At 67.8% G+C, this 13,112-nt stretch carries 12 protein-coding genes and 1 pseudogene; 7 read left to right on the forward strand and 6 right to left on the reverse strand.

Annotated features, from left to right (window positions below; all coding sequences use genetic code 11):
- Positions 1-144: 144 nt before the first annotated feature.
- From U9977_RS09735 to U9977_RS09745, 3 genes are all read right to left on the reverse strand, one after another.
- Entirely contained in the window at positions 145-597 is a 453-nt protein-coding gene (locus U9977_RS09735; protein WP_322748884.1) for a DUF6542 domain-containing protein, read from the reverse strand.
- Positions 598-874: 277 nt separating this feature from the next.
- Positions 875-2,260, reverse strand: coding sequence for a DNA recombination protein RmuC (locus tag U9977_RS09740; protein ID WP_322748885.1), 1,386 nt, complete (start codon positions 2,258-2,260; stop codon positions 875-877).
- A gap of 143 nt (positions 2,261-2,403) precedes the next feature.
- Positions 2,404-3,090 (reverse strand): DUF4232 domain-containing protein, encoded by a 687-nt coding sequence (locus U9977_RS09745; protein ID WP_322748886.1) that lies wholly within the window; start codon positions 3,088-3,090, stop codon positions 2,404-2,406.
- Positions 3,091-3,364: 274 nt separating this feature from the next.
- Here U9977_RS09745 and ychF point away from each other — a divergent pair, with 274 nt between their 5' ends.
- A complete protein-coding gene (gene ychF / locus U9977_RS09750; RefSeq protein WP_322748887.1) occupies positions 3,365-4,441 on the forward strand; it encodes a redox-regulated ATPase YchF in 1,077 nt (358 codons plus the stop codon).
- 135 nt (positions 4,442-4,576) lie between these two features.
- Here the strand turns inward: ychF and U9977_RS09755 are convergent, their stop codons facing one another.
- Together U9977_RS09755 and U9977_RS09760 are read right to left on the reverse strand one after the other, a co-directional pair.
- Positions 4,577-5,821 carry an ABC transporter substrate-binding protein gene (locus U9977_RS09755; RefSeq protein ID WP_322748888.1) on the reverse strand — a complete coding sequence of 415 codons (1,245 nt, stop codon included), beginning with the start codon at positions 5,819-5,821 and terminating at the stop codon, positions 4,577-4,579.
- A gap of 412 nt (positions 5,822-6,233) precedes the next feature.
- The gene (locus tag U9977_RS09760) at positions 6,234-6,542 is read right to left on the reverse strand and encodes a 4a-hydroxytetrahydrobiopterin dehydratase (protein ID WP_322748889.1); all 309 of its coding nucleotides are present in this window, start codon (positions 6,540-6,542) and stop codon (positions 6,234-6,236) included.
- 106 nt (positions 6,543-6,648) lie between these two features.
- Here U9977_RS09760 and U9977_RS09765 point away from each other — a divergent pair, with 106 nt between their 5' ends.
- From U9977_RS09765 to U9977_RS09785, 5 genes are all read left to right on the forward strand, one after another.
- Positions 6,649-7,080, forward strand: a complete 432-nt coding sequence (locus tag U9977_RS09765; protein WP_322748890.1) for a (deoxy)nucleoside triphosphate pyrophosphohydrolase — start codon at positions 6,649-6,651, stop codon at positions 7,078-7,080.
- A 248-nt stretch (positions 7,081-7,328) separates the two neighbouring features.
- Positions 7,329-9,170: a translational GTPase TypA gene (gene typA / locus U9977_RS09770; RefSeq protein WP_322748891.1), complete on the forward strand. Its 1,842-nt coding sequence runs from the start codon at positions 7,329-7,331 to the stop codon at positions 9,168-9,170.
- A 500-nt stretch (positions 9,171-9,670) separates the two neighbouring features.
- Complete coding sequence (gene mshB / locus U9977_RS09775; protein WP_322748895.1) at positions 9,671-10,549, forward strand: N-acetyl-1-D-myo-inositol-2-amino-2-deoxy-alpha-D-glucopyranoside deacetylase; 879 nt, start codon at positions 9,671-9,673, stop codon at positions 10,547-10,549.
- Between the two features lie 13 nt (positions 10,550-10,562).
- Positions 10,563-11,030 carry a DUF6113 family protein gene (locus tag U9977_RS09780; protein ID WP_322748892.1) on the forward strand — a complete coding sequence of 156 codons (468 nt, stop codon included), beginning with the start codon at positions 10,563-10,565 and terminating at the stop codon, positions 11,028-11,030.
- 110 nt (positions 11,031-11,140) lie between these two features.
- Positions 11,141-11,638, forward strand: coding sequence for a flavin reductase family protein (locus tag U9977_RS09785; RefSeq protein ID WP_322748893.1), 498 nt, complete (start codon positions 11,141-11,143; stop codon positions 11,636-11,638).
- A gap of 11 nt (positions 11,639-11,649) precedes the next feature.
- Here the strand turns inward: U9977_RS09785 and U9977_RS09790 are convergent, their stop codons facing one another.
- On the reverse strand, positions 11,650-12,573 hold the full coding sequence (locus tag U9977_RS09790) for a transglutaminase-like domain-containing protein (RefSeq protein ID WP_322748894.1): 924 nt from the start codon (positions 12,571-12,573) through the stop codon (positions 11,650-11,652).
- A 443-nt stretch (positions 12,574-13,016) separates the two neighbouring features.
- Here U9977_RS09790 and U9977_RS09795 point away from each other — a divergent pair.
- Positions 13,017-13,112, forward strand: a pseudogene (locus U9977_RS09795) (ferredoxin); the annotation flags it as partial.

The raw sequence follows: 13,112 nt of genomic DNA on the forward strand, positions 1-13,112 counted from the left end.
CCCACCACCTGGTCAGGCGGTCCCGAGGTTCACGGGGCGCATTGCTCGGCACACTGGAAACGGTACCGGATATCTGTGGGCCGCTGCCCTGGCGTTGCCGAGGGCTCGCACCGCTTCCGCTTCCGTCTCCGGGTCGTGATCGGCTTAACCTGCCGGCCGGCGGCGATTCCCCGGGGGGTTCTGCGCCCGCTCGCGGTCGCGGCGGGCGACCCGGGCGTGACGTGCCCGAACCGTCGCTATGAGGACGACGGCGAAAAATCCGATGAGAAGCACGGGGGCTCGTAGGATCAGATCGGAGCTGATACTGATTACCTTGCTCTTCATGCCGCTACCGACGCCGCCGGATGCCGGGTGCGCAAATCCGATACCGATGGCGATCAGCGCATAAACGAGCGGCGGCGTGATAACGATTCCGAGCAGGTCGTCGGGATGTACCCGGGTGGCGGCCAGGACGCAACCGGCGACGAACAGAACGCCGAATACCACTCCCAGAGAGCCGGCCAGGACCACGTCGATGGCCGCCCCGGTCGTTCCGGCAAGGAGGACCAGGAGCGCGGCTCCGAGCACGGTCAAGCCGCGCCGACTGCCCGTAACCACGGTGGGCGTTCCTGCGCCGCCTCGCCGCGGTGGAAGCCGTCCGCGTTGTCCAGTCGGGCCCCCGGTCCGGCCGGGGGGACCGGCCGACGGGCGAGGCGGCGGCGAGCTCACCTGGGCAAGGTACCGCCCGGAGCTCGGCCGCGTGTCACCGGCGAGTTGTGTCACCCTGTGATACAGCCGCTGGCATTACTTTCGGTGCAGGTCTAGAAGCTTTAGGCAAGGTATCCGGCCGTCAATCGACCGGCCCCGCGACGCCGCGTCCCTATTGCCGGGCGCTCTAGGCGCTCCTGGTTACCGGTGGCTCCTCGGCGCTGCCGGCGAGTTCCGCCGCGGACAGGGCGCGTACGCCGGCTTCCACCCGCGACGGTGTCGGCAGCACGGTGTCCACCACCTCCATTGCGGCAAGCCGGCGCGCCGGCACCAGGACGCGGCTCTCCAGCGATCCGACCGCGGCGTTGAAGTCGGTCACGGTCCGGCCGAGCGAACGGCCGAGCCTGTCCACGTGCTCGCCGAGGGTGCCAAGACGGGTGTATAGATCCCTGCCCAGTTCGAAGATCTCCCGGGTGCGGGTGGTGAGTGCCTCCTGCGTCCATGCGTGGGCGACAGTCCGCAGCATCGCGATGAGGGTGGTGGGCGTCGCGATGATGACCTTCTTGCCGGCGGCGTACTCCAGTAGGGCCGGGTCCTTGTCCAGCGCGGGAGCGAGAAACGCCTCGGCGGGTACGAACAGCACGACGAACTCCGGACTTGTGGAAAAATGCCGCCAGTACGCCTTCGCCCCGAGCGCGTCCACATGGGCGCGCAGATGCCGCGCGTGGGCGGCGAGCCGTTCGTCGCGAGTGGTCTCGTCCGGTGCCTCGGTGGCCTCGAGAAACGCGACCAGGGGCACCTTCGCGTCCACAATGACGGTCCGGTTGCCTGCCAGGTGAACGACCATGTCCGGTCGCCGCACGCCGTCATCTCCGGTGACGGTGGGTTGTTCGGTGAAGTCGCAGCGGGCGATCATCCCGGCGACCTCGGCCACCCGACGGAGCTGCATCTCCCCCCACGCCCCTCGGGTCTGGGGTTTGCGCAGGGCCGTGACCAGAGCGGCGGTCTGCGTTCGCAGGCCTTCGGATGCCTGCTGGACGCCCCGGACCTGCTCGACGAGGGTCGCGTACGCCTCGATGCGCGCGGTCTCCAGGTCCGCCAGCCGGTGCTCCATTTTTCCGAGCACCTCCCGCAGCGGGCTGACCAGATGCTCGACGGCTATCCGGCGTTGCTCGAGGTCTCCGGCGGTGTGTGCGCCGGCCTCCTGGAAGCGGACCGAGGCGAGCTCGAGAAACTGACGGCTGGCGCTCTCCAACGCCCGTGCGGACAGGGCCTGGAACGACTCGGCCAGGCGCTGCTGGCTCTGCTCGACCAGGCTCAGACGTTCGGCCGCGGATCGCCGTTCGTAGTCCAGGGCGGTACGCATGCCCGCGACATCAGCCTCGGCCAGTGCCGCCCGCTCCCGGGCGGTCTCTTCTGACCGCCGCAGCAACTCGCGCTCGCGGATGGCGAGGTCGCGCTCGGCCGTCGCCGTCGCGACGCGGATGTCGCCGGCCCGGCGGCCCGCGGCGAAACCGCCGGCGACCCCCAGCAGCAGGCCGAAGAGGAAGAGCAGCATGCTCCCGACGTCCATGGTGGACAGGCAATCATGGACGTCCGACACTTTTCCGGCGGCGCTCTCGGCTGACCTTCGGCCTGCCGTCGGCGGGCGCGGCTGCCGGGAAGCTCCAGGGTGGGTTCAGATGGTCGCTCGTAGTGCTGCTACTCGTAGTGTTGCTATTGGGCGATACCGCCGGCGTCGGCGCCGGCTACCAGCGGATGGATCTGAAACTCGCCGCAGAAGCTGAGTGCCCGCGCCAGTTGAAGGCTGCGTGTCTCGCCCGGTGGCGTCACCGTGAGGCCGATGTAGTCCGGGCAACTGCCCTGGGTTCCCATGGGAACGACGGTCCACTCCAGGCCGGCGGAGGCGGTGCCGTCCGGCGCCAGCACGACCTGGGATCGTGGCGTTTGCGGGAAGATGGAGCCGACGCTGCTGCGGGTGGCGTCCGCAGCGTGCTGACCATTGGTGCCCGAGGCGGCGACACCCGGGTAGCCGGTGAGCGCGCAGGGGCTCTTCGTCGTGTTCCTGAAGACGAGGACGAGACCGTGGTGGCCCATGGCGCTTCCGCCGGCTGGTGCCACCGTGGACAGCGTCAGGCCCGGTGTGGCGCAACGCGCCGGCGTGGCCGGCTGACCCGTATCGGCCCCGCCCGTCGTGCCGGTCGTCGCAGCGCCGGTCGTCGCAGGGCTGGTCGTCGCAGCGCTGGTCGTCGTGCCGGTGGTAGCGCCTGCGGGACCGGGCGTGTCCGCGGCGGTGACATTCCGGGCCGCGTCGCTGGTGCCGGTATGGCCCGAACCCGTGCCGCTGGAACCCGCGCAGGCGACACCCGCGGTCGCACACACGACAACGGCTACGACTGTCATCGACAACCGGCTCCCGGCAACCCTCACACCACCCAGGATCGCGCGTCGTGGGTGCTCACGACAGCTCTTTGGCGTGGTCTGTTGGTGGTCTGTCAGTGGTCTGTCAGTGGTCTGTCAGTGGTCTGTAAGTAGGTTGACTATCGATTTTAGCTGGTTTTGGCGAGCGCCGGACGGCCGCGCGCCCGCTCGACCCGACCGTCTCGTCGGGTCGGGGGCTGACCCCCGACCCGACCGGATACCGCCGCTGCCGGCCCACCCCGTAGACTGCGACGTCATGGGCTTGTCGATCGGGATCGTCGGACTACCCAACGTCGGCAAGTCGACCTTGTTCAACGCGTTGACCCGCAACGACGTCCTGGCCGCGAACTACCCGTTCGCCACCATCGAGCCGAACGTCGGCGTCGTCGGCGTGCCGGACCCCCGTCTGGATCGGCTCGCCGAGGTATTCCACAGCGCCCGCACGGTGCCGGCGACGGTCAGCTTCGTCGACATCGCCGGGCTGGTGCGCGGCGCCTCTGAAGGTCAGGGCCTCGGCAACAAGTTCCTTGCCAACATCCGCGAGTCGGACGCGGTCTGTCAGGTCGTTCGTGTCTTCTCCGACCCCGACGTCGTCCATGTCGACGGTCGCGTCGATCCGGCGGATGACATCGCCACGATCAACACCGAGTTGATCCTCGCTGACCTGCAGACCATTGACGCGCGCCTGCCCAAGCTGGAGAAGGAAGCGCGGGCCGACAAGGGCAGGCAGACCATGCTGGTCGCCATGAAACACGCCCGGGAGGTGCTGGACGCGGGCCGCACCCTCTCGTCCGAGCCCGGTGTCGACCGGGCCGCGCTCCGGGAGCTGTTCCTGCTCACCGCCAAGCCCTTCCTGTACGTGTTCAACGTGGACGAGGACGTCCTCGCCGATGACGGCCGGCGTAAGGAGCTCGCGGCGCTGGTCACCCCGGCCGACGCGGTGGTGCTGTGCGCGAAGGTCGAGGCCGAGCTGACCGAACTTCCCGACGACGACGCCGCCGAACTGCTCGAGGCCCTCGGCCAGACCGAGAGCGGCCTGGCGCAGCTGGCCAGGATCGGCTTCCACACGCTGGGTCTGGCGACCTACCTCACGGCGGGGCCGAAGGAAGCACGGGCCTGGACGATCAAGGTTGGTGCGACCGCCCCGGAGGCGGCGGGTGTCATCCACACCGACTTCCAACGTGGGTTCATCAAAGCCGAGGTCGTTTCGTTCGCGGACCTGATGGCGGCTGGGTCGATGGCCGCCGCCCGGGCTGCCGGGCGGGTCCGCATCGAGGGTAAGGACTACGTCATGGCCGACGGCGACGTCGTGGAGTTCCGCTTCAACGTCTAAACAGACGGTATCCGTGCAGGTCACAAGCCTGTTTCCGCTGGTTGACGGAAGCCTGGTCGCCGTGCCGGTGCCGGGAGAGGCTGTGCGCCGCACTCCCGGCACCCGTCGTCGCCGGTTGTCGGGTGGTTGTCCCGACTATTGACCCGATGCGGCTGTTTGCCCGCAGAACGGTGCCGGCTGCTGGACGTCGAACGCGGTGCCCTTGTTGTTGATCCGCAGGAAGGTGTAGCACGGCGAGGCGCTCTGATACTTCGCCATGTCGGCGGCTGGTGTGACCAGACCGCCGGCGTCGTAGTCGTGGACCTGCCGCAGTCCGCTGATGAAGGACTGGCGGGTGGGGCAGGGGCCCGCGGTCTGGAGCCCGCGAATGAACATGTCGGCACTGATCCAACCGCTGAGGGCGAGGCTCTGTGTCGGTGGTTGGAGCTGTGGGGCGTAGGCCGTCATCCCGGCGACGAACGCCTTGTGAGCGGGTAGGTTCTCCTCGAAGGGCGCGACGTTCACGAACACGTAGGTCCCGGCCAGTTGGGTGCCGTACTTGGTGAGTATCCCCTGGTCGTACCCGGACGGGGACATCGAGACCCGCAGCGGGACCTGTGCCCGGTTGACCGCGGTAGTGATGTTGGTGAAGGCGTCGACGGTCAGTGCCCCGGCGAGTGTGTCGACACCGAAGTTCTTGATCTTGGCGGCGATCGTGGCCGGGTCCGTCCCGGTCGCTGAGATCTGGTCGGTGTAGACCACGTCGACGCCCGCAGCCTTCATGCTCTCGGTCATCTTCTGGGCGAAGGTGGCCGATGCTTCACTGAACGCGATGCGTAGCACCGCGGCCTTCTTTCCGCCCTGGCTTTTCGCAAATGTTCCCCACGTTGTCGGTGCCGGGCCGTCCGTGAGGTAGTTCGACCAGGTGAACATGTTGTCGTTCTTGCTCCAGAGGGTTTCCGCCGAGACACCGACCACCGGGATGCCGTTCGTGTGCAGGTAGTCGGCTGAACCGGAGGCGACGTTGCTCGCCTCGACCATGCCGAAGACCTGTGACTTTTCGATGAGTCCGGTTGCCACGGCGCGGTTCGTGGCCGGGTCGGAACCGTCGTCCGCCCAGTCGTAGGCAAGTTGGCGACCATATACGCCGCCCTTGCTGTTCTCCACTCCGAACCTCGCGTCGACACCGGCCCGGAAATCGGCGAACTGCGGTGCCGCGGGGCCCGAAGAAGGGAAGATCAGCCCGGCGTTGGCCGTGGTCGGACTGATCCCGGGAGTCGAGCAGGCCGTCGTTGCCGACGCGCTCGGTGCGTCGCCGCTGCCACCGCCGCAGCTTGCGGCCAACACAAGGGTGACAACAGCCATGACCGGCCGCCGACCAAACGGAATGCGATGCCGCACGGCAAGCCTCCACGAGCCGAGAATGTCTCGTCGCGCTGATCCAGTCTGACGCTGGGGCGACCTTCGTAAGATCAAAATATCTGGTAGATCAATTCGAATATATAATTCATATCACTTAGTTGCGATCAGTTGTTCGGGGGGTGCCCAGGTCAGGGCCTTGTTGGTCCGAAGACACGGTCGCGGCTGGGGCACAGCTGGGGCGCCGGCGATCGCGTCGAGCGACTCTCGCCGCGAGATTGATCGCAATGCCCGGGGTGTGCCAGGTGGTATGTCTGCCAGCTTTTGTCGGATTAGCTCCGAATGCCGGCACGCGTCACCGCCGGGATGCGTGGGCGAGCCCGGCTCATGGGGCGCCTGGCACACCGCTGATCAGCGGTGCGCCGGACCTGTTACTGATTTTCTGGCCGCGAACCTACCTCGTCGGGTCCGCAATGCCGTGTTGACGCAGAATGTCGGAGATCCGGGAGGCCAACACGATGTCGAGGTCCGTGACGCCGCCGTGTGAATGCGTCCAGACTGTGAAAGTTGTCACATCATGCGCCCGGTCGACGACGGGGTGGTGGTTCATTTTGTTCGCCACGATCGAGATTTTCTCGATCGCCTCGTCCGAGGTCTCGTCGTCCATGGTGACCTTACGCACAATTGTCGATGTGTCACCGGTCCAGCCCGGTAGCTCGCCGAGCGCCTCGGTAACCCGGTCCGCATCCAGCTTGGTGGGCATGAAATGGCCTCCGTCCGGTTTGCCGGGCGCCTTCGGTGGTCGCCGCCCGGATGCTGCGGGCCCTCCTCGCGACGGGAAACTCCCCGTCATTACAGTGTGGTCGGTCATGGGGGCGGCAGGCATCTCGCGGGTCGTGGTGGCCGCGGCACTTCTTGATGCCAGCGGTCGCGTGCTGGCGTGCTGCCGGCGCGGGCCGCCCGAGCTCGCCGGCGGCTGGGAGTTCCCCGGGGGCAAGGTCGAGCCAGGCGAGGACGAGGTGAGCGCGCTGGTGCGCGAGTGCCGCGAGGAGCTCGGTGTCGACATCGAGGTGGGTGCGGTCCTGGGTGAGGTCGCGCTGCCGGCGGTCGGCTGGGTGCTGCGGGTGTGGTTCGCCCGGATCATCGACGGCGAGCCGCGTCCGATCGCGCATTCGGAGTTGCGGTGGCTCGCATCGCACGAGCTTGACGACGTACCGTGGCTTTCGCCTGACGTTCCGCTGGTCGAAGATCTTCGCGGCAGGCTGGCGGCGGGCACGTCGGGAGTATGGGGCGATACGTAACATTAACGGATGGTGTTGATAAGTAAACCTTCCGTTGATTTTCAAGGTGCGGTCTCCCGGGTCCGTACCATGGGGGCAGACCTCGCCAGAGGCGAGCCGGAACGGGTCGATCTACTGCTGCCCGTGCCCGGCACCTGGGCTGTCCCGTCGGGCCGGATCCAGCGGCCAACGTCATGATTTCAGCACCATCTGTCCAGTAACACCAGCCCCGGGGCCGCTGCCCCACGTCCGTACCGGAGTCCGCCACCGTGTCCGTCCGCGCCGACCTGCGTAACGTCGCGATCATTGCCCACGTCGACCATGGCAAGACAACCCTCGTCGACGCGATGCTGCGGCAGTCCGGCGCCTTTGGTGACCATGCCGAGGCCACGGATCGTGTCATGGACTCGATGGATCTCGAACGCGAGAAGGGCATCACGATTCTCGCGAAGAACACCGCCGTTCAGCACGGCGACGTCACGATCAACATCGTTGACACCCCCGGCCACGCGGACTTCGGTGGGGAGGTCGAGCGCGGCCTGTCCATGGTCGACGGTGTGGTGCTGTTGGTCGACGCGAGCGAGGGTCCGCTGCCGCAGACCCGGTTCGTCCTGCGTAAGGCGCTGGAGGCCCGGCAGCCGGTCATTCTGGTCATCAACAAGGTGGACCGCTCCGACGCCCGGATCGCCGAGGTCGTCGACGCGACCTACGAGCTCTTCCTCGATCTGGACGCGGACGAGACCCAGATCGAATTCCCGATCGTCTACTGCAACGCCAAGGCGGGGCGGGCCTCGCTGAACCGGCCGGAGGACGGCGACAACCCCGACTCGCCTGACCTCAAGCCGTTGTTCGACGTGTTGCTTGAGTCGGTCCCGATGCCGGCCTACGACCCGCAGGCGCCCTTGCAGGCACTGGTCACCAACCTCGACGCCTCCCCCTACCTCGGCCGTCTCGCGCTGTGCCGGGTGCACAACGGGACGCTTCGCCGTGGGCAGAGCGTGGTGCTGTGCCGCGCGGACGGCCGCACCGACCGGGTGAAGATCAGCGAGTTGCTGGTCACGAAGGCGCTGGAGCGGGTGCCGGGCGAGGAAGCCGGACCGGGCGACATCATCGCCATCGCGGGCATCCCGGACATTATGATCGGTGAGACGCTGGCCGATCCCGAGGACCCTCGGCCGCTGCCCGTGATCACCGTGGACGAGCCGTCGATCAGCATGACCATCGGTATCAACACCTCGCCGCTCGCGGGCAAGTCCGGGACGAAGCTGACCGCGCGGCTGCTGCGCAACCGGTTGGATGCCGAACTGGTCGGCAACGTCTCCATCCGGGTGCTGCCGACCGAACGCCCCGACACCTGGGAGGTCCAGGGTCGCGGGGAGCTGGCACTGGCGATCCTGGTCGAGCTGATGCGCCGCGAAGGCTTCGAGCTCACCGTCGGCAAGCCGCAGGTCGTCACCAAGGAGGTTGACGGGAAGCGGCACGAACCGGTGGAGCGGCTCACCATCGACGCACCCGAGGACTACCTCGGGACGCTCACCCAGCTGCTCGCGGTGCGTAAGGGTCGGCTCGAGGAGATGGTCAACCACGGCACCGGCTGGATCCGGATGGAGTACCGGGTGCCGGCCCGCGGGCTCATCGGCTTCCGGACGGAGTTCCTGACCGAGACCCGCGGCACCGGGCTGATGCACCATGTCTTCGACTGCTACGAGCCCTGGTTCGGGGAGCTGCGCACCCGCGCGACGGGTTCGATGGTGGCCGACCGCACCGGCGTGGCCACCGCGTACGCCCTCTACAACCTCGGCGAGCGCGGCACCCTTTTCGTGGGTCCGACCACCGACGTCTACGAAGGCATGATCGTCGGGGAGAACTCGCGCGCGGACGACATGGACGTGAACCCCACCAAGGAGAAGAAGCTCACCAACATGCGGTCCTCCACCGGGGACGAGCTGGTGCGCCTCTCCCCACACCGGCAGCTGTCCCTGGAGCAGGCCCTGGAGTTCTGCCGTGAGGACGAATGCGTGGAGGTCACTCCCGGGCCGGTCCGGATGCGCAAGGTCGCGCTGACCGCGGCGGAACGCGAGAAGCTCCGGTCCCGTCGCCGCGCCAACTGAGCGGATCCAGGGACAGCTGAGCGGATCCAGGAACGGGTACCCGGCCTACCGCGGAAGGATCTCCGGCGCGGCGCACGGCCCACACGTACGGGCCCTCACACACGGCCCACACGCGGCCCACACACGGCACGAGTGGAAGGTAGACGTACATCCGGTGTCCGATTTGCGGTTTTCTGGGATGTCAACCTTCCACTCGTCACGGCGGTACAGCTGACAATATAATGATCTTCTCGTTGCGGCGATCAACGTTGCCCGGTGAACCCGCGGGGGCCGGGTGCGAGCCGGATGTCGCCGGAGTCCTTCGAGCTCTTGAAGTTCCGCACACGTAGGCCGGTCAGCATGACGTCCTCCTCGAACGATCTCCGTTCATCCTCGCAGAGCGTGGATGGCGGGCCCTGTCACCGGTGCGTGTACCGACCCGTAGGGTCGTGGATGTGACTGCTACCGCTGTGGAGACCGGGTCCGGGCCGCACTCCGCTGAGCTGCCGGCGCGGCGGGTGCTGTTCGTGCACGCCCACCCCGACGACGAGGTGATCGGGACTGGGGTGACCATGGCGTCCTACGCCGCCGATCCCGACACCCACGTCACCCTCGTCACCGCCACACTCGGGGAGATGGGCGAGGTGCTGGTCCCGGAGCTGATCGGCCTGCGGGCGGACCGGGGCGACCAGCTCGGCGGGTACCGCATCGGCGAGCTCGCGCGCTCCTGTGCGGTGCTCGGTGTCACCGATCATCGCTTCCTCGGTGGGCCGGGTCGGTGGCGTGACAGCGGCATGATGGGTACGCCCGGAAACGACGATCCGCGCAGCCTGTGGCAGGCGGATCTCGACGAGGCGACCGCGGCGCTGGCCACGATTGTCCGCGAGGTCCGCCCACAGGTGCTGGTCACCTACGACAGCAACGGGGGATACGGCCATCCCGACCACATCCGGGCGCACGAGTTGACCGTGCGGGCGTTCGATGCGGCCGCGGATCCCTCCTTCGCCCCGGACACCGGGCCGCCGTGGCAGCCGGTGAAGCTCTACCAGACCGCGATCACGAGGTCGATGATCCAGGCTGGGATCGACTACTTCCGCTCGACGGGTAGCGGGCGTCAACTGTTCGACGGTGTGGAGTCGGCGGACGATGTACCGATGGCGGTATCGGACGACGTCGTGACCACCGAAGTAACCTCACCCGCTCACTTTGAGGCGAAGGTGGCGGCCATGCGGGCACATGCCACCCAGATGACGACGGACGGTTTCTTCTTCGCCCTGGCCGACGGCATCGGCCACCGGGCCTGGGGTACCGAGCACTACATCCTCACCCGGGGTGAGCGCGGACCGGGTTCCGGCCCGCATGGGCGGGAGACCGACCTCTTCGCCGGACTCGACCTCTGAGAACCTCTTCGGTGTGAATCAGGACAGCGGTCGTGTCGAGTGCGAACCGTCCCGACTCTTCCTGGGGTCGGCCTACACGTTCGGCTGGCTGGCCGGTCTCGCGCTCGGTTTCTACGGGGTGTTCCTCGTCCCGGCGGGCCCGCGTCCCGGCGGGATCCTGATGTCGGCCGGAGTGTTCCTGGCGCTGGTCGGAAACGTCGGGGTGGCGATGCTGGTGCGGTGGCTCACCGGCACCCGCCTTGGCGCCATGATTGTTCTTGCGGCCTGGATTCCGATCGTGTTGGTGTTCGCCAGCTCGCGTCCTGAAGGTGATCTCCTCTTGCGGGCGAGTACCGCCGGATATCTGTTTCTGGTCATCGGCGCGACGGCTCCGGTTGTCGTCGCGGTGATCGGCTCGCCCCGTCGCGGGCTGTCAGCAATACCGGCGTCACGGTCCGGCTCCAGGCCCGGGTCTAGACCCGGGTCAGGACCCGGGTCCTGACGGGATGCATATCAGCGTCCGCCGAGAAAGTGCGGCGGGCTCGGATGTGCCAGTTGTCACGACCGGGCAGGAGGGGACGTGTCAGTGCCCTACGGGAGTAGCGTGTTCGCGTGGCCGTCGATCCGGACGCCTTCCGCCGGGCGGTCGGGCGTTTCGCAACAGGTGTCACGGTTATCACCACCGTTCTCGACGGCCAGCCGTTCGCGGTCACCGCGAACTCGTTCACCTCCGTGTCGCTCGACCCGCTGCTGGTGCTCGTCAGCGTCCGCAAGACGTCCCGCTTTCACGCGCCGGTTCTCGGTGCGGGCGTCTGGGGCGTTTCCGTACTCGCCGCTGACATGCAGGACGCGTCCCGTTTCTTCGCCAGCCAGAACCGGTACGACGCGACGACCCTCTTCGGGAACTGGAAGCACTCCGTCGGGTCAGTGACCGGTGTGGTCCTGCTGGACGACGCGCTCGCTGCGTTCGAGTGTCGTACGGTCCTCACCTACGAGGGTGGTGACCATACGCTGCTGCTCGGTGAGGTCGTGGCGCTGGACGGATCCGGCCGGGACGTACCTCCCCTGCTGTTCTACGAGGGGACATACCGGGCACTGGCCGCCGGCTGATCCGTCCACCATCAGTTCAGGCGGGCGCGGGCGGCGCGTGCAGCCTCGCGGGCCGCGGCGGCAGCGGCCGGTTCCGGGGACGCGACCGCGTCGGCGAAGGTCGCCAGATCGTCGGCGCCGCCGCGGAAGTCACCGAGGCGGGCGCGCAGCTCGCCCCTTTCCCGAAGCAGGTGGGTCGGATGGTGGGGCAGCAACAGGGACAGTTCGACGGCCCACAGGCGGGTCGCGACGGCCTCCGACCGTGCCGCCCAGACCCGGATGTTGCCCAGCACCCGCATGAGCAGGTCTGTTGCATTCATCGGTTCGAGGTGGGACCGGGTGAACGCGACGCCGGCGGAGCGGACCTTCTCCGCCGCCTCGTGCACGGTGATCATCCGGCCGCCGGCGAACGGGTCGACCAGCACCTGGCGCTCGGGCGAGCCGACACCGACGATGACGTGGCCGGGCAGGCCGATCGGGTAGGCGGGGACGCCGAGCCGGTGGGCGACCTCCGTCCACACGATCGACAACAGGATCGGCAGGCCGTGCCGGCGGCGGAGTACCGAGGTGAGCAGGGACGCGTGCAGACTGTCGAAGTCGCCCGCGTCACCGTGGAAGCCGGCCCGCGTTCCCAGCGTCTCCCGCAGGATCTCGGCGGCGGTCCGCACGTCCAGCCCGGCGAGCGTCCGTCGGGCGACGGGTCCGACGGTGGGTCCGACGGTGGGTCCAACCGCGGGTCGGTCGCCCGCGGGTCGGTCGCCCGTGGCGCCCACCTCGCTCGGCGTGATGCCCAGGAGGCTGCCGGCGTCCGCGGCGAGGAGGTCGAATCGGCCCAGCTCGCGTCCCGGGTCGATCTCCGGTTCGACCTCGGCCGCGATCAGCATGCAGGCCAGGCCGACATCGATCGGATCCTGTCGGACGATGTCGGCGAACTGACGTCGTGTTCGGGCACTCATTGCGGATTCGCCTCCGTCTGCCCAGCGCTTTGTCCAGCGCTCTGTACTGCGCTCTGTACTGCCTTCGGCTCGGCCCTCTGCACGTCCGGTTCTACCGTCGGTTCTACCGCCGGTTCTACCGTCGCCGGTCCGGCGGATGATCTGCGGACCGGCGCTGGCGGCACCCGCCGACCTGCAACGAGATCATCTTCGGCCACCGTCACGATGGAACCGTCTCTGGTCCGTATCGTCAGACGTCGATCGGTCCAGGACAACAGGTGCCCGACGACGTCGGTCAGCGGCAACGGACCGGCGACCCGCCGGCGTACCGAGACTCTGGCGCCGGTGTCAGCAGGAGTGATACGGACGACATACACGACAAGCGAACGCCCTTGTTGTCGACACAGAACCGTTGAGGTCGATACTAGGGAATCAGTCGCCCGTGAGCCGAGGAGGAACAACCGGTGACCTACGTCATCGCGGAGCCCTGCGTCGATGTCAAGGACAGGGCCTGCATCGAGGAGTGCCCGGTCGACTGCATCTACGAAGGCGGACGGATG

Origin of the sequence: Protofrankia sp. Cas8, from assembly GCF_963555845.1 — a bacterium.
Lineage (GTDB): Bacteria > Actinomycetota > Actinomycetes > Frankiales > Frankiaceae > Protofrankia.

What these genes read in the sequence shown, in the direction of transcription:
- U9977_RS09765 (WP_322748890.1), top strand. Translation starts at nt 6,649, where the DNA reads ATGGGGGCGGCAGGCATCTCGCGGGTCGTGGTGGCCGCGGCACTTCTT.
- U9977_RS09740 (WP_322748885.1), bottom strand. Translation starts at nt 2,260, where the DNA reads ATGGACGTCGGGAGCATGCTGCTCTTCCTCTTCGGCCTGCTGCTGGGG.
- U9977_RS09790 (WP_322748894.1), bottom strand. Translation starts at nt 12,573, where the DNA reads ATGAGTGCCCGAACACGACGTCAGTTCGCCGACATCGTCCGACAGGAT.
- U9977_RS09760 (WP_322748889.1), bottom strand. Translation starts at nt 6,542, where the DNA reads ATGCCCACCAAGCTGGATGCGGACCGGGTTACCGAGGCGCTCGGCGAG.
- U9977_RS09745 (WP_322748886.1), bottom strand. Translation starts at nt 3,090, where the DNA reads ATGACAGTCGTAGCCGTTGTCGTGTGTGCGACCGCGGGTGTCGCCTGC.
- ychF (WP_322748887.1), top strand. Translation starts at nt 3,365, where the DNA reads ATGGGCTTGTCGATCGGGATCGTCGGACTACCCAACGTCGGCAAGTCG.